The organism is Phocaeicola sp. GP0067, assembly GCF_031119655.1.
GTDB lineage: Bacteria > Bacteroidota > Bacteroidia > Bacteroidales > Bacteroidaceae > Phocaeicola > Phocaeicola vulgatus.
Map to the genome: position 1 here is coordinate 282,928 of NZ_JAVHZY010000002.1, position 18,536 is coordinate 301,463.

The window sequence follows — 18,536 nt, forward strand, 5'->3', positions numbered from 1 at the left end:
ATCTTTGTTGTCATAAATAAAAAGAAACAATGAAAAAAATAAAATTAGAATCAGTTTTCAATGAATTCACTTTAATGGGAATAGCTGTATCAGGAGCATTCTATCTAGGAGAATACTGGGAAGGTATTGCCGTTATTCTGTTCTATCTCATAGGTGAATGGTTCCAACACAAAGCTGTACACAAAGCACGCAGCGACATCAAAGCATTATTGGATGTACGTCCCGAAACAGCCACTGTAATATATAACAACACATATAAAATAACAGTACCGGAAAAAGTACAGCCAGGAGAAACCATTGAAGTAAAAGTTGGAGAAAAAGTACCTCTAGACGGATTTTTACTGGAAGATTCCGCTTCATTTAATACGACCGCCCTAACCGGAGAAAGTGTTCCCCGGACTCTATATAAACAAGAAGAAGTTTTAGCAGGAATGATCGCTTCAGATAAAGTGGTACGGATCAAAGTAAACAAACCGTATGATCAAAGTACGTTAGCACGTATCCTCACTTTAGTACAAGATGCAGCAGAAAGAAAAGCCCCTGCCGAATTATTTATCCGCCGTTTTGCACGAATTTATACACCGATAGTGACAGGACTGGCAATACTAGTTGTCATACTCCCCTATTTATACTCTCTGATAAAACCTGAATTCATTTTTGTTTTTGATGATTGGTTCTATCGGGCTTTAGTATTCCTAGTCATATCATGTCCTTGCGCATTAGTGGTCAGCATTCCATTAGGATACTTTGGAGGTATTGGTGCCGCATCTCACAAAGGGATTCTTTTCAAAGGGGGTAATTATCTAGATGCCATAACCCAAATAAACACCGTAGTATTCGATAAAACCGGAACACTCACCCAAGGTGTATTCAGTGTCCAGGCAATATCGGCAGCCGAAGGTGTTTCGCAAAAAGAACTGCTTCAACTTATCGCCTCTATAGAGAGTTTCAGCAATCATCCTATCGCAAAAGCCATTGTCAAATATGCAGAAGAACAAAATATATCCCTTAACTCGTCACTGAAAATAACCGAATTTGCCGGATATGGAATAAAAGCCGTAACAAACGGTAAAGAAGTATATGTAGGAAATGCACGGTTATTATCAAAATACGGCATCTCTTTTCCCTATGAAATCAGCGACATGACAGAAACAATCGTGTTATGTGCAATGGAAAACAAATATTTGGGATATCTTTCATTGGCGGATACACCAAAACCAGATGCTGTACAAGCCATCCGCGAACTGAAAGACTTAAATATTAATAATATTCAAATATTATCGGGAGACAAACAGACAATTGTTTCTAATTTAGCCGAAAAGATAGGTGTCACACAGGCTTTCGGCGATTTGCTACCCGAAGGTAAGGTAGCACATTTAGAACAATTAAAAGCAAATTCTGAAAATCGTGTAGCTTTTGTAGGAGACGGTATCAATGATACTCCCGTACTGGCACTCAGCGATGTTGGGATTGCCATGGGTGGCCTAGGATGTGACGCTGCTATAGAAACTGCGGATGTAGTGATACAAACAGACCAACCCAGTAAAGTGGCGGAAGCTATAAAAATAGGGAAACAGACCCATCGCATCGTATGGCAAAATATATCAATGGCATTCGGAGTGAAATTGTTAGTATTGCTATTGGGAGCCGGCGGAATGGCCACTATGTGGGAAGCCATATTTGCAGATGTAGGCGTAGCTTTACTCGCCATTTTTAATGCAATGAGAATACAGAAATGGAAAGAATAAAATGATTTGACCTATGAATGAAACAATCTATTTAAAAAAACTGGAACAGCGGGAAATCAAACCGACAGCCATACGTCTGCTTATTCTAAAAACCATGATGCAGCACAAAGAAGCATTTTCACTGTTGGATTTGGAAAACGAATTGGATACGGTAGACAAATCAACCATCTACCGCACCATAACCCTTTTTTTAGCCCATCATCTGATTCATGGCATTGATGACGGTACAGGATCGTTAAAATATGCAGTTTGCAGCAATGATTGCAATTGTGAGGTAGACGACCTCCACACTCACTTCTACTGTGAGAACTGTCACCGCACGTTTTGTATGAAAAGTATCCACGTGCCCATCGTGACACTACCTCCCGGATTCACCGTACAAAGTATCAATTATGTCCTGAAAGGTCTATGTTCGGAATGCTCTCATCAGCATATATAACTATTGCCAGAAAAGGAAATCAACCCCAAAGCCCAGTTGATATAATCCAATGCAGGCATCCGAATTTACTGATCGGATGCCATTCATCTAATTGTCTGTTATTCAAAGCTGTAATATTTTCTTATATAGTATCCGCCCTTTTAATGAACATCAATCAAGAAATACAGTATTTTTATTTGGGAGCAAGAAACTTCTTAGTCAGCCATTTTCTCACAGGCTCATCATACAGTTTCAGACACAGGCAAGCCAAAATGACACTCAAAACAAAAACACCCACAGCTACATACCAAGTTTCTCCCAATGTATAAAGTTTATTCTCAATCAACCATGCGTAGAACAAATACATCAACGGATAATGTACTACATAAACCGGATAGGATATATCTCCCAAGAACTTGCATATCTTTGTAGACTGCTTATCCGTAGTAGTACCCGACGCCCCCAGCCACACAAGAAAAGGAAAAACCACAATTACACAAAAAGCTTCATAAATACCATTCATGCAAATCGGCTCCAATCCTTCCAGATAAGGAACCGAGAACAGCGCAATCAGTATAATAGTACATATCCAAAACGCCCCATTCACCTTCATAGGCTTGAAGTTACGCGACATCAACATACCCAATGAAAATGGGAAAAGCATACGCAAAGTTCCACCTAAAAAATTCACTCCGTCGAGTGTCCATCCCACTCCCATATTCCCATAACCAGACACATTGAAAACAGCGAATGACGCTAATGCCATACCCAGCATCACAACCAGCACAGCCAATGCTTTATTAGATAACCGACGAATGAACAACGCATAAAGAATATTACCTATATATTCAAAAAACAGGGACCAGCAAGGTCCGTTCAACGGAAACATCTCACCATTACCACGAACTTCATATCCCACACCCGGCATGGCAGGAATAAAGAATATTGTACAAAGTAAAGACAACATAATCATGGAAATAGCGACATGCGTTCCATCCCATTGCACACAACCCTGAATACAGAACGTAATAGCTCCCAAAACAGCACCCATAATTACCATCGGATGAAGACGGATCAAACGGCGTTTGAAAAAGTCTTTCATAGTGAAATTCTTCCCCCAACGGTCATCATACGCATAACCGATAACAAACCCCGAAAGAATAAAAAAGAAATCCACAGCAAGATACCCGTGGTTGAGAGTTTCGATATTGCCGGCACTAGCAAAAGCAAAACCTTCAAATACATGATACCATATTACCATAAGAGCAGCAACTCCTCTCAATCCATCAAGAAGATCATAATGAGGCTTTGTATCAGTAAATGCTGCAGAAGAGATTTTTTCCATAATAAATTAATAGATTTAATAATTGATTCTTTTTAACTGTTACTAATAATGCTGCAAAGTTACACAACTTAAAGGCTTTTAAATTTGTCCTATGACAAAAAATCAGCAATACATAAATTATTTCTTAGCTCGGAGACGACTAAGTGTGGGAAGTGTTATACCCAAATAAGATGCAATATACCTTAACTTCACCCGTTGGCATATCTGAGGAAACTGTTGTTTAAACTCCTCATATCTTTCCTTTGCTGGCAAAGTCAGCCGTTCTTTGTGAGAACGATGCAAACGCCTGTACTCATTTTGATGAATAATCCTCCCCCAATTAGCCAATTCAATATTAGTCTGAAACAGTCTGGTTAAATCAGCTAATGATATTTTGTAAACAACTACATCTTCAAGCGTTTCCACAAATTCCTCGCTCGGCTTATTATAGTACAACTCGTCCATACTGAAAACAATACCTCCTTCCCATGAAAAGGAGGTTGTTATTTCTTCTCCATTTACAAGCCAGAAAGAACGTGTCATTCCTTTTTCTATGAAATAAGCTGATTTACAAAATGTATTCTCCTTTATTAACTGATATTTCTTAGGGAAACGACATAAAATCATACATTTTTTCAGTTCTTGTATCGTATCTTCAGAAACCGGACACAAAGAGAGCATATTATCTATAATGTTTGTCATAAAACCGTAGTCCATTTAAAATACATATAAACACACCCGATATAAACACGGGATATACCTTTTTTTTCTTTTCAGCCAAAAGTACAAATATATATTGGAAAACGACATCATTTTTCCAAATAATCGGAGTTTCCAAGACCACTCCATACAAGAATGTCCATATACCTCTTTTATTTATTACTTTTTGTTCAAATTACAAAGATAAAGCATTAAAATGCCAACCAGACTTTTAAAACATCCCATCGCTTAATGCACCACTCTAAAAGAATTTCAATAGCCTCCAAATCACTTTTCATATAATCTATCAGAAATTTCATACCAAGAAAACCCCAAAGAAATACCAAAGAATTGAACATTTTTTATGAAAAACAGCCCTTGACAGATTAGCGGATGCAGGCTATTTTTGCATTTTAACAATTATAACCCTTAAAACAAAAAACATTTACTTTGCAGTATGAAGTATTTATTATCGGAAGAATAAATTCTTAATTAATAATCTGCTACTGCTTTAACCAACAAGTCCAATCACATGAAAAAAATTATAACATTACTTTTAATATTGTTGTTTGCCACAAAAAGCACTTTCTCCCAATCGCCAAACAATATAGAGAAGTTCGTCGTAGTCAGTGTAAATGATAAAGATAGTATTTTAAACAAAATAAAAATGTCTGCTCCCCAATTCTACAACATCGGAAAAGGTAAACGTATAGAGGTAAAAGTATGCAATGAAGACAGCATACAAATAAGAAGAGTACGCTGTCTTTTATATTATTCCAACTCCGGCAAGAAAGAATGTATAGGAAAAATATGGATTTCTCCTCTTATTGGCTACGAAACCTGCTATTTTTGCATGAACGTGGATATCCCCCTAACAAAAGATGAATGGCATAAACTAACTTTCCGAATAAAGAGAGGAAAAAATTATAAGGATTACAAATTCTTGAAACAGCAAGTACAAGAATAAAACATTTGATAATAAGAGAGAGATTGACAAGAATAAGAACAAGTAAGAATTGTTTTTATTTTAAGTTTCAGCCTTAAAATAAATCTAGATTTATTTCACACCATTCTGATTATTTGTATATTTGTCTCTTGATAATAAAATTATGCAATTTATTAATTTACAAAAACGATGAGCTATATCCAAAACAATCTACAAGCTGGTGAAGAAATTAAATACAAAGCAGATATTCACTGGTATATATTTGCATATCCGGTAATACTACTATTATTAAGCGCCTTCTTTTCTTCCGCACAAACCGGATTATTCTATTATGTCAGCATATTTCTATTGTTGTCAGGATTATTCCAATTGATAAAAAGAATTCTTCTTAAGATGGGAGCTGAATATGTTGTCACAAACAAGAAAGTCATTCTAAAATCCGGTATTTTAAACCGGGATGCCCTTGAATTGGTTTTAAACAAATGCGAAGGAATACGGATTAATCAAAGCCTCATGGGACGTATGCTCGGTTTTGGTTCTATTGTAGTTACTACAGGCGGGGTCACCAACAAATTTGACTTTATCACCAATCCTATAAAGTTCAGAAACGAAATCAATGCACAAATTCAATAAGAATAAGTGAAAAGCATTTAAAGAAATACAAAGAGAACGGGTATAAACACGCTTTTGCACATACATCCATACAAGGCTATACCTACGTACGAGCTTATGCGTATGTATATGTAAAATGCCTCAGTCCAGAATAAAATTCCATATCAAAGACAAGGGCGTTTTAAAAAAAAATCAAGAGCTTTTTAAAAAAGATAACCGCCTTTTTTTAAAAGAACAAGAGCTTTTTTTAAAATGTCTTGTTCTTTTTTACCGCTGCCGCGAATCCGTAAGCTATCATTTCGTGGAAGTTTCCTCTTTCATGCGCATTTCTTACGAGGAAAAGGCTTGAAAACGCCCTACTTTATACCAGGCAGGAACTGTCTATAAAAAAGAATATATGGCTGACAGCAAGCATATTATGTGAAAATCAACTTCAAAACGTAGTGAGGGCATGAGAGTATAAGTGAGAGCAATTTTTTTTACCATTATCATATAAGTCATTCATAATAAATCCATTATACATACAGTGAGGGCATGAGGGTATAAATACCCCGAACTTTCCAGCGAGAGCTGAAGCTTAAATACCATTGCTTTGACATACCACGACCACTACAAGTTGTACCCCATTTCCAACAGCTTTTTTTAGAAATGCTCAACAAAAAACAAGCCAGCCAATTCATTCTAAAAATATTTGAATTAGCCGGCTTGTTTGTATCCTTAGGTGTTCCCCTAAATAAGATTCGCCTAAACGGAAAAATGGAAAACTATCCGGTTATTCCTACGGATCAGTATCTCACATCGCGCACACAGAACACACCGGCTCTGCCGTATTTTTTCCGTTCTTCCTTGTCTTCCTCCACCATGCCTCTCTCATCTGAATAGTAGGGCATCATATGCATTTCTACCCGGCGAATTTTCAGCAACTCCAGTTCCGAATCGGTCTTCCAATAGTTCAGTATGTAGCCGGTAGGCGTATATTCGTGTCTACCGGGATAATAGCGGCTGTAAGAATACGCCGTACGGCAATGGAACACGGCGCAAAGCCGGTGCTTAAAGTTATGCTTCCTTTTATCACTTAAATCGCATGTCAGACTGAGTGGGTTGTACCAGCCGTAAGCATCACCTACGGCATCCTTGTCTCCCGGCTTCACCATGGGCGAGAAAGGCAGGTTGTCCTCATCCTGGAAGAAGTTGAATGCCAGCTGAATCAATGTCAGCTCGCGTTCATTGGGCAAGCGCCACGCTCCGGCGGGGGTCACTCCGTCTCCTGCTTCGTGATAGTCTTGGGCTATGGTAAACTTATCTCGTTTGGCATTGTCTATCTCAATAAGTTTCAATGTCGTACCTGTCCATGTTACCTTACTGGGAGTATCTTTATCAAATCTCAGGTGATTCGGATCCTTGCACTCAAATTCCGCAGTCACATCCATTAGCATGGGTTCTTGTGCCAGCTGGAATTTCTTGTACAAGCGGTTCTGCGTATCACGTTCGTTATGGGGTTGAAGCTCCCGGTAACTGAACGAGCGCATGGCTTCGTCCGCCAAAAAGACTTCCAGTGTACGGCTTGCTTCATCGTATTTGTAATAAGGAGACGAAACTTCCCTGTCCATCCTGCCACTCACGACTCCGCTTCCCAAGCTCCTCACACTAATCATGTGCCTCAGATACGTATGACTTATGTATCCTCCCAGTTCCGACCATATTGTGGAATAAGGACCGTATGTACTGGCCGTATATCCCTGTACGGGATCCTTGTTTATCTTTTTCCCGTCTGCTCCTATATATATATCGAAAGACGATTTCCACAAGGCAGCTTCTTTTGCCATGGCAGGCTCTCCCAGCCACATACCCACCAATTGCCCTATGGCAGGTACATACCAGCGCAGTTCTTCCTCGTCCAGATAGCCGTTGCCGTTCAAATCACGGTTACGTATCAGCATGATAACCGGATCGTCGGCCTGTCCGCTAATCGGTCGGGATTCCTTCAGACTTCCATCTTTCCTCAGTATAAAACCGGATAGGAAAGGTGATTTTTTAAGCCCCCATTCCATACCATGCATATTACAATTTCCAACCTGACCATCCAGCTTTTGCCAAGTATTCTTTCTGCCGTCCCAAACTTCCCTCTCGCCCGGTTCTGGCTCATACAGGATGTGCTTCTGCTCTTCCACCGACTCCAAGCCGAATTTATTGAGAGTCTCATCGTTCATATCATAGAAGCAGGCAATGGAACGTTGTTTCAGCGTATAAACCGACTGCGACACCGCGCTCTTACCATCTTGGCTGAACTCGAGGTCGGTAGCAAGCGAGAAGATACGGTCCTTGCAGTTGATAAAATCTTTCAGATGCACCGGTACCGTAATGCGCGGGTCGGGATGTCTTTCATAAAAGTTCTCATCCACAAAGCAGGTGTAGTACGCCGAATCCTCCTTGCTTGCATAAAACCCATCGAGTGCATCGAACACACTTTTCACCTTGTCAGGATGATAGTATTCCAGGAGATAGGGGCTTTCCTTATCCGGTTTTGTTCCATTATAGAAATAGTTATCCTTTTTCGTCTCTTTCGCAAACTCCAGCCACGCCAGATAGCCTTGTGCCACCTCTTTGGTAATACCGAAACTGCTCACGGATACACATTTGCCTTCCGAACCTCCGTCGGGAGTACCTTTAGGATAATACATCACTCCCATGACCCCGAAAGGTGTGTCGGTATACAGATAGACACCCTTCTCAATATCTTTCCGCATGAATTTCATCTCCACCTGGTCAAAATGGGCATCGATATGTGCGAAAGCCTCATGCTTGAACACCACTCCTTCCGCTCCCGGAGTCTTTTCGTTCTCATCTTCCACTTCCACCACTATATCATCCACTCCGTTGATGGTTACATTATACGTATAGTGATGGTCGCGCTCCACGCTGAAGTGATTGAGGTCTTTCCCGAAATTACCCAAATGGATATAATAACGGACATCGGCAGCAACCGTCTTGTCTGCATTTTCAAACCATCCGGTCAGTTCAATATAAGTAGAAGCTTTCGGAGCAAACTCAAACTTGTAGTGCCCTTTGTGATTATCGGCATTATCAGCATGAAAATCATCGGGAGCGGTCTCTTCCGTATTTTTATTGTCGGCAGTCTTCACCACCTTATCCCGCTGCCTGTATTCGGTAATCTCCACGCCGGGTCTTACCTTGCGTATGTTCTCCGGCAGGTATATAGTAAAAGTGAGAGAATCCAGTAAACCGAAATTCACCGGCTTGGCATCTTCCACCAGGATACGGTCCCGCTCTTCTTCCGTCCACGCCTGTGCGGTGGGCGACACATAATGAGGTATATGGCGAACCGTGTAATCTCGCGCCGTAAACTTCACTCCTTTACCTTCCCTGATATTCATTGTAATCTTGCTCATCAGGCGTTTCAGCACAAACGAGTTGTCTTCATCGTGTTTACCGTCCGGCAACAGTGTATGAGTTTTTCCCTCTTCATCCGTATAACTGATTTGCCCCTGTTCGTTCACATGACATAATCCTGTATTGTTGTTCACCATACCCGTAAGCGGCAGATAACCGTCTACGCTGTGTATGTTTCCGTTCCACTTCGGGGTTGCTTTTTCAAAAAACTCCGCCTGAGTGCCCAGCGCATCCCCACCCGATACTCCCGGAAAGAAATTAAGGAACGAACTTTGCGCATTGCCCAACAGATAGATATACACATCGCCCACCGGAACATAGAACTTGATTTCACCGCACGTAGGGTCGTCATTATCGGCAATCCATCCGCCGGTAGCGCCTTCCAGCGGCTTATTGGACGGATTGGAGAACAGATGATAGGCCAACAACTCATTTTCTTCCGGATTGTCGCTCTTCGCTTCATATACAAAAGCCATCACGCCCGAAAGCTGGGAGTCATAATCAATCTCTCCACCTGCCGCACGGGTTGTAATCGTGGTAGTGATGCCACGTCCCACACCGAACGGAAGCCTCACCTCCACCCGCTTGTCACGGTCTACTCCCTGCAAGTCGTTTCCTTCGATGAACTCATCGGTGCAAGATGCAAGCGACAGGAGCGCCAACAGTCCCGCCGCCAGAATATGATTCACTGTTTTTTTCATCATGCTGTATATTTTTGTCTGTTATTCGTCTGCCTAATTAAATTCCACATCTCCGCCTCCGGTTTCCCACGGAACAATCATCCAATGTGCTGTCATAGCCACGTGTCCATGCATGGAAATAACGGAAAACAGCCGCAGGTTCATGTTGGCTTCCACTTCGGGCAAAGCCACATATTGCATATCAGCCTCATGTCCTTCCGTACCGTCACTTCCCACTTTATGTTCATGCGACAGTATTTTCAGATAATATCCTTTCTCCTTGTCACCGGCAGGGGCGGAAGGATAAAGGTCGGCTATCCCATTAGGGTTGGCAAAGAGATAGACAGGTTTGGCCGGCATCCACTGAAATTGCTCCGGGTCTGTATTTCCCGCGTGTGCCAGTGCATTAATCTCGTTGATATGGGTTTTCTCTTTCAGGTTCTGTTCGTACTCCTCATACGCATCGGTACCCTCCTGAGGGGCATTCTCCGGTTCTTCCGGCCACCCCGCACTCAGAATCACCTTTCCGTTTTTCTGATGCCGGGAATCGGAACTGTCACCCGCTCCTTCCAGACAATTGAAAGCTCCCGTATATTCGTACTTCTCTTTTGGAAACAGATACCCGTATTCCGGTATATTATAAAGGTACAATCCGCGCCCCATATAGAGCTGTCCCTTTCCGGCATCGGTCACGTCCGCTTTGGCAAAGTACAGGTTCAGCTTCGCCACGCTTCGTTTCAAAACCAGCTTTATCTCCTGATGGTCGTTAGCAACCGTTTCGCGACACTTACCGGTCATCGGCACAATGGCAGAACAGTAAATTTTTCCCGTTTCATCCTTGCCTGTCTCCGTTCCGCCCGACACATATTCCGCTTCTGGCAGCCGGCTGAAAGTCAAGGACTCCAGTTTATCCGGCGTCACTTCCAACCCCTCAACCGGATGTACGCCTCCGGCAATCTCACCGGGCAGCACAAAAATATCTCCCTTGTTTTCGCAAAGCAGTTCTCCAGCCTCCTGCTCATTGGCCACTGCATAAAACCAGACTTCTCCCTTCGGCAATTTCCATTCAAAAGTATGAGCCGGCACATCCTCCCCGCCATAATAATACCCCACCGGGCTGCCATTCTGGAAAGCATACACCCTGAGCGTTTTCACCTGCGAGTCGAAATCATCCGTTTCTGCCACCCTTGTATCGATTGAAAATTTCACCGTCACCGGTTCTCCCTTTCCGGAAAACATCCCTTCCTTTTCGTCCGGTGTACAAGCCGTCATTATCCCCGACGTTGCGGCAAATATCCATATATATGAGTATTTCAGGATTTTCATATCTTACTCCTTCCTGTTTATGAGATTACCAATCTGCCGAAATATCCTTGCTGTCCCAATCACCCACACTCACTTTGACAGTAATGTCGGCATCACCGGCAGGTAGCGTTATTTTATAATGGTAAGTGTTCGACTTTATCCATTCCGTTGTCTGAGCTACATCCAAATATACTATCGCTTCTTTTGCCTCCGACAGCGGTTTGCCGTCATAGGCATACTTAAAGGTTACCGCCACATCCTCCGTCACCGGCTGTGGCAACAGCAACACGCCATCCAGCACGGTAGCACTACTTCCGGCTTCTATCCGTACACTCCCGCTGCGTACGAAAGGAGTTTCCTCTTCCGCACAGTTCACCCGGCTTTGCCATGTCGAGTTTTCCGGTGTCCACAGCAAGTCACCTTTATAGTCCACACCAAAAAGTCTGATGTCCGACACTTCCGCCAGCTTCTCCCCGGTACGGACAGTTAATTTCACCTGTGCCAGTTCATGTTTGAATGCCAGAAGCACAGGCGCCATCGTTCCACCACCCTCATAAGTCACATCTGTCTCTGTTGCCGTCATCAAATCCACGGCATCCTTCCCCATTCCGGAAGAATCAAAACCCGTAACCCTGAGTTCGCCCTTGTCGTTGCAGGAAACTTCGGCAGCAATCCCCTCCTCCTTCATTTTTTCCGGATGCAACGCGAAAAAATCATAAGGCCTGCCTACAGCCCAGAAACGTTTCTCGCCATAGTTTCCCGACGGAGTAACTGAAGCGGCATCGAAAAACAGTTTCGGTCCGTCGCTTTCCCGTACCCATCCCCACAGTGTAAAATTATCCATACCCTCCTTGTCACTTTCCACCACGGAGCGGGTGGCAACTTGTGTGCCAAAGGCAATCGGCACCTGTTGTTCCGGATTGTTTGCTTCCGTCATGCTATCGGAACAGCCGGCAGCGACCAGCATGGCCGTGACAAGAAGGAAATCCTTTTTAAAATCAAGTCGCATAGGCATTTATTTTTTTATTTGAATAAGTAGTGACCGGGAGGGGAACATTCAACCCCGCCCGGCCTGTTTATTTCCGCAACCTGATGGATGAAAAAGACAGGTTTGCAGCGGTTCAGTTTATTTTCCGGGTTTTGAATCAGGAACGCTGGCATCGAGATCCTGAGGATATTCAACAAAATCATCCACTGTCACATCAAATGTGATAGGAACCAAAACAGGTTCCGGATCCGGATTTTCAGGATCGGGGTTTTCAGGGTTAAAGCCACCGCCTTCACCAAAGATAAGGGTATAAACATAACGCTTGCCTTGTTTCCAGACTTGTTCGGTTTTTCCGCTTATGTCCTTGGGTTCTCCTACCAGAGAGACACCCACCCATGCGGTTTCCTCTTGTGAGTCCTTGTCTGGCCACAATTGTACATCAGATGCCGTATCTACCAGCTTGCATTTAACAAGCACACGTGCTGTCCCCGTGATTTTGTACTCCGGATTTTCATCTGTTCCACCGGTCTTCGTAATCCAGGGATTCAATGTCTGCGGCAAAAGGAGCAGTCCCTTATAGCCATTGTCTGTTTTAACAGTCAAGTCCCGCACAGATGCATCTTTGGAACCTGTAAAGCCTGGTTCCATAATCGGAGTAATCTCAGCGGGATAGCCGTTCTGCTTTGCGTTCTCTTTGTTATATGCGATATCCCATGTTCCCCATGAGTCGTCAGTTTCCGTGTCTTTTTCAGTTTCCTGCCATTGGGTAGTAGTGCTCAAAGTCGGCCAGGAGAATGTACCCTGTTTCTCTATTCCATCCACTTTCACCCCGTCTACAAACACTGTCAGGTTGGAATTGGTATTTTTGATTTTGAATACAATCTGTGACAGGGCATGGCGGAAGTTGACCGTAACCGGTTGTTTGCCCTCATGTTCGGCTTTCTTTTCAGCCAGGTTCAAGGCATAAAGCAGGTCTTCATCGCCGGATACGTTATAGTCTACAATTTTCTTGTCGCCTTTGACCTCGATGCTAACACTACCATTCTGCGTATCCATCGGACTATACGAATAGAAGTCCACATCTGTTTCCGGCCAGAATTTGGTATCACCGTATGTCCATGTGTCGTCGGTTCTCGTCACATCGTGATTCATATACTCCAATCCTTGTGTAAAGGCGTACACATGGAAGTTATCAATACTATTTGTCGTGGTAGCCTCACTTCCTGCACGGGTAGCTTTTCCTGCTACTGCACTCAAGCTGATACCTTCACCTCGGTTCATTTCTATCGTTTCGTCATTGGTACATGCCGTTACCAATGCCATGGCCGATAGTGCCATCAGAATTGATTTCGTCTGCATAACATTAAAAAATATAAAAACTACATAATGATATCGTTTTCGACTTCCACCCAATCATCAACCTCCACATCAAATCCGCCCTCGTCCGGAAGCGGTTCCGGAAAGTCCGCATTGTCAATGATGATGTGTACATGTTTTCTATCCGGAGCTTTATGTACCTGGTCGGTCACATCAAAAGTTGTATAGAATTTCTCCTTATTGGAATACCATACATAAAACATCATTTTGTGCGGACGGGCATTCTCTTCGTGATGACCAAACGTATAGAACTTACCGGTCATTTTCGAACTCTCGGGGTGAAGTTCCGTCTCGAAGGGAACTGTGACACACTCCCTGTCCAGTTCCTCGTTGGCAAACAGCATGGAGGGAGCCATGCTCGACAATGATCCGCAGGCCTGCGTCATATACTCCATGTTCTTAACATTACGGACCTCATAGGTGTAGGTACATATCAGTTCGGCAGGATAAAGCGTGATGACATGCTCGCTACTTTCTATCCATTCGACCTTGTCCTTGTCTGTGAAGGGAACGCATTCGTAACTTATCCCTGCTTCAGTGATTTCCACATTTCGGGCGTTACTTCCCCACATCATGTCAGGGCAGATAACGACACGCTCGTCTTCCGAACCTTTGGACGGAGGCGCATAATGGGCACCGTTCCCATAAATGCTCTCAAATACATTGCCATCCCGTGTATATCCCTCATGGGTGTCAAATCCTTCCATTCCTCTGAACAGTAAAGACTCCGTATCATTATTGTAACAGAGTATCCTGTACCTTCCCACTTTAATCTCTACCGGCCCTCCGTCTTTTCCTGCAAAATCGAACCGGATAGGGGCCCCACCCTCTTCAGGATAAAAAAACACACACATTCCTTCCGGGTTGGCTTGCGGGGCGTTTTTCCAGTCAAAATCCACTCTGACCGTAACCACATGCGGATGATGGAAACAGAGTTCCTTGTGCTCGCATGAAAAAAGAATCATGGCCAGCAGTGCGTAAACAGTCATTCGTATTCCGGTTTTCATCGTCCGCCTCCTTTCCCTTTATTGAAGTTTCCCCTGCCAATCAGCCATACCAGCGATATTTCCGCCTTAGTAGGACCGAACCAGTGCCGTTCCTTGGTAGCCTGCCATACGTAACAGTTGTCTACCGGAGTATATTCGTAATAGGTCCCTCCCCAATACCCGACAGCGATAGTGAAGTCAATGTTCAGTCTGTATGCCACCGGCAGCGAGTAGCCGTATTCCACACCTGTGGAATAGTTCATTTTGTCCCAAAGTGTTCCTCCGGGTTTTCCACCCATATAGCCTTTTCCCCCTGTTTCAAAATCATAAGTAAAAATCTGCCCGTAAAGTCCCACATGATGTCCGGTAAGAGGCTTTTCCTTGGCGGCTTTACCGAACCATTTCCGAATGGCTATGTCACCGCCATAAGTTCTCCAATACCAGTGTCGCCGGTCTGTTTTCCACCAGGCATACATCCAGTTGGCACCTACACTCCAGGCTTTGCCTAGATAAAGTTCCACACCGATATTCGGTACAAGCAATGCGTCATACAGCATATTTGTCTTCACAGCAAGATACAGGTTTCGTGGCTGCGGAGGCATATATGGAACGAGAGGTAGAGGTCCTGCCGGTTCGGGCTCGGGCACAGGCAGTTCAATGGAAGGCATTGGCATGGGAGCGATAGGATTCCATACTTTCTCATACCACAGGTATAACCGGGAGGCACGCAACTCTGGAAAATGTTTTTTATACATATACCAATAGGGCACTCCGCCACGCAGCTGCTGTATCCGCCGCAAATGGTCACCTTTTGAAAGATCGTCATTTGCCGCATCCTCTGCCAGTTCATGCAATAAATGCAGCGTTTCTTTCCGGTATGGCAGTTCCGGATCATCACTCACAAGACGGATCAGACCATTCCAGTCTCTTCCGAGGAACACATTAGTTTTCAAAGAATCGGGTAATTCTCCATAGCGTGAAAGGTAATTGAACAACACATTGGCACGCTTTACTGACAAACGTCTATTCAGAGGGATACTGCCTTCCGGGGATGCACCACCTACTACCTGAATACGTTTCAATTGATAAACGGAATCCGCATAGCTTGTCCGTAGACTGTCCGCAATCCGGTCTAACGCTTCTTTGTTATTTCTACGGGATGGTTCCAATACGGAATACCCTTGTCTGAAATAGATTTTTACCGAATCCCGTACTTCTTGTGCTGAGACGTATCCCCCATAAAGTATCAGGAATACAAGTAAGATTTTTCTCGCTTTCATATTGATTCCATATTTGTAAACAAATACCAATACACCTCTAGGAGAAAAAAATGTCATTTGTTTATTTTGTGGAAAGTATCTATAAAAAGTGCTTAATAGTATTTTTGCAAAACACCTTCTACTTTTTACAAGTAATCTTTCCATGATTTAGGCATATTTACTCCACCAATTCTCCATGGTAAATAAACCTCTCTTCATAAGAGATGTACATCTTCCGACTATACAGATAGTAATTGCCTGATTATTAAAATTATTTTGGGATATTTGTTAGAGTAATTGTTTTTCATTTTATGAACTATGTTGAATATTTTTGGAAACAAACCATAAAAGAAGGCTATAAAAAAAGTTTATATTATGCCTTGATTTTTGGATTTTTTTGTATCTTTGCAGCAGAAATATACATCTCTTATGAAGATAAAATCACAATGGTTACTCTATTTCAGATTTCATAACTGAAGATGTACATCTCTTATGAAGATATGTATCCTATTCAAAGAACTTTAATATTATTTTGATACATTCTCTAATAATTACCATATAAATCACGCTACCTATATAGACTTCAAAATAAGACTATTTGCTTTATCCACAACAGATGTATCTAAAGAAGCAAGATAAATTCGGGTAGTTTGCTCCGAATCATGTCCCAATGCTTCACTGATGACAGATAAAGAGACATTTTTACTTTGAGCAATACTGGCCCATGCATGACGTGCAACATAGGTAGTAAGTGGAATACTTAAACCTATCTGTTTGCCAATCTGTTTCAGATTTCTGTTAATACGGTGCGCTGCATTTTGGTATTGATGCCACTCATCCACACTACTGTTTCGAATAATCGGCAGTAAGTAAGGAGTATCAGAGGTATCGTATTTATCAATGAGTTCCTGCATGGGCTTTTCCCATTTGATAAATAGTTGCTGACCGGTCTTATTTCTCCGGTAAGTAAGAATTCCATTTTGCAAATCTTTCTTTTTTAGAAATGCCATGTCCACAAAAGACATTCCACGTGTATAAAAGCTAAATAAAAAGATGTCCCTAGCAAAGGTCTGTGATTTTTTTGCCAAATTTAAATCTCGTATTTCCCTAATCACATCCAAGGAAACGGCACGTTTCTTTGTTTTATCAATACCGGTATATACATGCTTGAAAGGATTTTGTTGAGCGACAAGACCTTGTTCCACTGCACGGTTATAGATAGCCCTAAGATTACGCATATAATAGGAACTGGTATTCGGGCAAATACCGGTTCCTTTGAGCCAGCTTTCGTAGGATATCATCAGATTAGAATCTAATTCTTCCAGCAGGATATCTGCGCGGTTATTCAAAAAGTGTTCAAAACTGCCCAAAGCGTTCCGATAGGTGTCGGCTGTACGTACTTTTCCTATTTTTTTTAATTCAACAAGCAGTTTTTTTCCATACAAAAGGAAAGGACAACTTGCTTGATGAGTAAAGTAAAGCCCCACAACACGGTCAGCTGTATAAGGTTTATTTTCCTGTTTCAAACGGCTGATGCATTCTTTTATTTTGAACAAATCTACATCGATGTGCTTTTTCAATGCTGCCAGATAGAGTCTTCGCTCTTCATTCTTTCCAGCTGAAACATTTATCCGCTGTAAAGTGCTATTCCATTCGCTCGGGAATAGTTTATAACCGGTACGAAGTTTCCGTACCTTACGATGATGGATTATTTGATAATGTAGAGTCCCTTCTTTTTGGATGATAGAAGATGGACGAAATTTTACTGTTATACTAGTCATATACATTCAGTTTTAAATTTAATGTAGAGAAATAAACTCTCGCCAACAACTATATAATACTCTACATTATAAAATAGTTCCTTCATTAAGTATTTGCAAATATGCCATTTTGCATCAATTCCCGCCATTCGTTCCACATACAGATAAGATCATAACATCTTATCAATTAATAATCTACATTCGCACCGACGGGCTAAGGTTTACCTGTATTGATTAATTATTGTATCACTTAAATTATTGATTTTATGACTAAGAAAAAGCAAGAGCAACAAGAGCTGAATCAGGACGAGCATGTAACGGCAGTTCTTGACAAGAGAACAAACAAGACCGCAGTCATCTCCAAGATGAACGAACAGGACGGCAGCATCGAAGTCGTACCGCCAAACAAAAAGAACAACAACAGTTTTCTCAAACAGGACCGTACCACACCTCTGGAACTGTTCTTCACGAATTTCAAAAACTAGTACCAAAATCCTACAAGCTTCAGTTTCTTCCTTGTACCACTTGCTGTTTTGGACAAGACACTAAACGCGGTCATCCAGATTCGGAAGGGGGAAGCCCCCGGACCGAACGGCTAGAAACTGGTAGAAAACAGCGAACTCAACGACGAGGGACGTATCGCCAAACTGACCCGGCAGTATAAGTTTGATGGGGTCAGCGGATTTTCCGGGTTGGCAAGCTTTCTTTTAAGCGTATAGCCTAGCCAGTCTGAACATGAAGAACTTCAGATCAGCCACCCCTCTTAACTGGCTTCGAAAAGCTTTGATTTTAGCATTGAACGACTCCGCTGAAGCATTTGTCAATCGTTCTTCAAAATAATTTATGATGGTCGTACTATGGTTTGAAAAGGTATCAAGTACCTTGTTGAACTCCATATAGTCAAACTTTTCCACTTCATTGTACCATCTTGCGAGATTTAGCCTTGCTTCATCGGGACCTGACTTCTTGTTGAAGATGTCTGTCAGTTTCATGCTAAGGCTGTATCCTTCCAGAAGCTTGGGG

Annotated in this window: 14 protein-coding genes and 1 pseudogene; 5 read left to right on the top strand and 10 right to left on the bottom strand. The window is 42.4% G+C overall.

Annotated elements, in window-relative coordinates; genetic code table 11:
- The first annotated feature begins 29 nt into the window (after positions 1–29).
- The gene (locus RE317_RS03090; RefSeq protein ID WP_008670499.1) at positions 30–1,748 is read left to right on the top strand and encodes a heavy metal translocating P-type ATPase; all 1,719 of its coding nucleotides are present in this window, start codon (positions 30–32) and stop codon (positions 1,746–1,748) included.
- Between the two features lie 13 nt (positions 1,749–1,761).
- Positions 1,762–2,187 carry a Fur family transcriptional regulator gene (locus RE317_RS03095; protein WP_005847410.1) on the top strand — a complete coding sequence of 142 codons (426 nt, stop codon included), beginning with the start codon at positions 1,762–1,764 and terminating at the stop codon, positions 2,185–2,187.
- Positions 2,188–2,359: 172 nt separating this feature from the next.
- Here the strand turns inward: RE317_RS03095 and RE317_RS03100 are convergent, their stop codons facing one another.
- Together RE317_RS03100 and RE317_RS03105 are read right to left on the bottom strand one after the other, a co-directional pair.
- On the bottom strand, positions 2,360–3,511 hold the full coding sequence (locus RE317_RS03100) for an acyltransferase (protein ID WP_008670498.1): 1,152 nt from the start codon (positions 3,509–3,511) through the stop codon (positions 2,360–2,362).
- Positions 3,512–3,628: 117 nt separating this feature from the next.
- Positions 3,629–4,192 carry a Crp/Fnr family transcriptional regulator gene (locus RE317_RS03105; protein WP_005848304.1) on the bottom strand — a complete coding sequence of 188 codons (564 nt, stop codon included), beginning with the start codon at positions 4,190–4,192 and terminating at the stop codon, positions 3,629–3,631.
- A 529-nt stretch (positions 4,193–4,721) separates the two neighbouring features.
- On the opposite strand from RE317_RS03105, the gene RE317_RS03110 reads away from it, so the two are divergent.
- The gene (locus tag RE317_RS03110) at positions 4,722–5,156 is read left to right on the top strand and encodes a hypothetical protein (protein WP_005847403.1); all 435 of its coding nucleotides are present in this window, start codon (positions 4,722–4,724) and stop codon (positions 5,154–5,156) included.
- Between the two features lie 168 nt (positions 5,157–5,324).
- On the top strand, positions 5,325–5,768 hold the full coding sequence (locus RE317_RS03115; RefSeq protein WP_005847401.1) for a PH domain-containing protein: 444 nt from the start codon (positions 5,325–5,327) through the stop codon (positions 5,766–5,768).
- Between the two features lie 764 nt (positions 5,769–6,532).
- Here the strand turns inward: RE317_RS03115 and RE317_RS03120 are convergent.
- The 7 genes from RE317_RS03120 to RE317_RS03150 form a co-directional block, all read right to left on the bottom strand.
- Positions 6,533–9,862, bottom strand: a complete 3,330-nt coding sequence (locus RE317_RS03120; RefSeq protein WP_008670495.1) for a DUF4906 domain-containing protein — start codon at positions 9,860–9,862, stop codon at positions 6,533–6,535.
- Between the two features lie 30 nt (positions 9,863–9,892).
- Positions 9,893–11,164, bottom strand: a complete 1,272-nt coding sequence (locus RE317_RS03125) for a FimB/Mfa2 family fimbrial subunit (protein ID WP_008670493.1) — start codon at positions 11,162–11,164, stop codon at positions 9,893–9,895.
- A gap of 25 nt (positions 11,165–11,189) precedes the next feature.
- Positions 11,190–12,158 carry a fimbrillin family protein gene (locus tag RE317_RS03130; RefSeq protein ID WP_008670491.1) on the bottom strand — a complete coding sequence of 323 codons (969 nt, stop codon included), beginning with the start codon at positions 12,156–12,158 and terminating at the stop codon, positions 11,190–11,192.
- A gap of 111 nt (positions 12,159–12,269) precedes the next feature.
- On the bottom strand, positions 12,270–13,490 hold the full coding sequence (locus tag RE317_RS03135; protein ID WP_008670489.1) for a fimbrillin family protein: 1,221 nt from the start codon (positions 13,488–13,490) through the stop codon (positions 12,270–12,272).
- Between the two features lie 20 nt (positions 13,491–13,510).
- Positions 13,511–14,515: a DUF5119 domain-containing protein gene (locus RE317_RS03140; protein ID WP_008670487.1), complete on the bottom strand. Its 1,005-nt coding sequence runs from the start codon at positions 14,513–14,515 to the stop codon at positions 13,511–13,513.
- Positions 14,512–15,774 carry a DUF3575 domain-containing protein gene (locus tag RE317_RS03145; protein WP_008782086.1) on the bottom strand — a complete coding sequence of 421 codons (1,263 nt, stop codon included), beginning with the start codon at positions 15,772–15,774 and terminating at the stop codon, positions 14,512–14,514. The genes RE317_RS03140 and RE317_RS03145 overlap by 4 nt, the downstream gene beginning before the upstream one ends.
- 551 nt (positions 15,775–16,325) lie before the next feature.
- A complete protein-coding gene (locus RE317_RS03150) occupies positions 16,326–17,534 on the bottom strand; it encodes a site-specific integrase (protein WP_008670480.1) in 1,209 nt (402 codons plus the stop codon).
- A gap of 245 nt (positions 17,535–17,779) precedes the next feature.
- Here RE317_RS03150 and RE317_RS03155 point away from each other — a divergent pair.
- A pseudogene (locus tag RE317_RS03155) lies at positions 17,780–18,184 on the top strand (hypothetical protein); the annotation flags it as partial.
- A 36-nt stretch (positions 18,185–18,220) separates the two neighbouring features.
- On the opposite strand, the gene RE317_RS03160 reads toward RE317_RS03155, so the two are convergent.
- The coding region (locus RE317_RS03160; RefSeq protein WP_303266132.1) for a transposase at positions 18,221–18,536 on the bottom strand (316 nt) is incomplete at its 5' end.

Coding starts and splice junctions, on each gene's coding strand:
- RE317_RS03090 (WP_008670499.1), top strand. CDS start 30: ATGAAAAAAATAAAATTAGAATCAGTTTTCAATGAATTCACTTTAATG.
- RE317_RS03095 (WP_005847410.1), top strand. CDS start 1,762: ATGAATGAAACAATCTATTTAAAAAAACTGGAACAGCGGGAAATCAAA.
- RE317_RS03100 (WP_008670498.1), bottom strand. CDS start 3,511: ATGGAAAAAATCTCTTCTGCAGCATTTACTGATACAAAGCCTCATTAT.
- RE317_RS03105 (WP_005848304.1), bottom strand. CDS start 4,192: ATGACAAACATTATAGATAATATGCTCTCTTTGTGTCCGGTTTCTGAA.
- RE317_RS03110 (WP_005847403.1), top strand. CDS start 4,722: ATGAAAAAAATTATAACATTACTTTTAATATTGTTGTTTGCCACAAAA.
- RE317_RS03115 (WP_005847401.1), top strand. CDS start 5,325: ATGAGCTATATCCAAAACAATCTACAAGCTGGTGAAGAAATTAAATAC.
- RE317_RS03120 (WP_008670495.1), bottom strand. CDS start 9,862: ATGATGAAAAAAACAGTGAATCATATTCTGGCGGCGGGACTGTTGGCG.
- RE317_RS03125 (WP_008670493.1), bottom strand. CDS start 11,164: ATGAAAATCCTGAAATACTCATATATATGGATATTTGCCGCAACGTCG.
- RE317_RS03130 (WP_008670491.1), bottom strand. CDS start 12,158: ATGCCTATGCGACTTGATTTTAAAAAGGATTTCCTTCTTGTCACGGCC.
- RE317_RS03135 (WP_008670489.1), bottom strand. CDS start 13,490: ATGCAGACGAAATCAATTCTGATGGCACTATCGGCCATGGCATTGGTA.
- RE317_RS03140 (WP_008670487.1), bottom strand. CDS start 14,515: ATGAAAACCGGAATACGAATGACTGTTTACGCACTGCTGGCCATGATT.
- RE317_RS03145 (WP_008782086.1), bottom strand. CDS start 15,774: ATGAAAGCGAGAAAAATCTTACTTGTATTCCTGATACTTTATGGGGGA.
- RE317_RS03150 (WP_008670480.1), bottom strand. CDS start 17,534: ATGACTAGTATAACAGTAAAATTTCGTCCATCTTCTATCATCCAAAAA.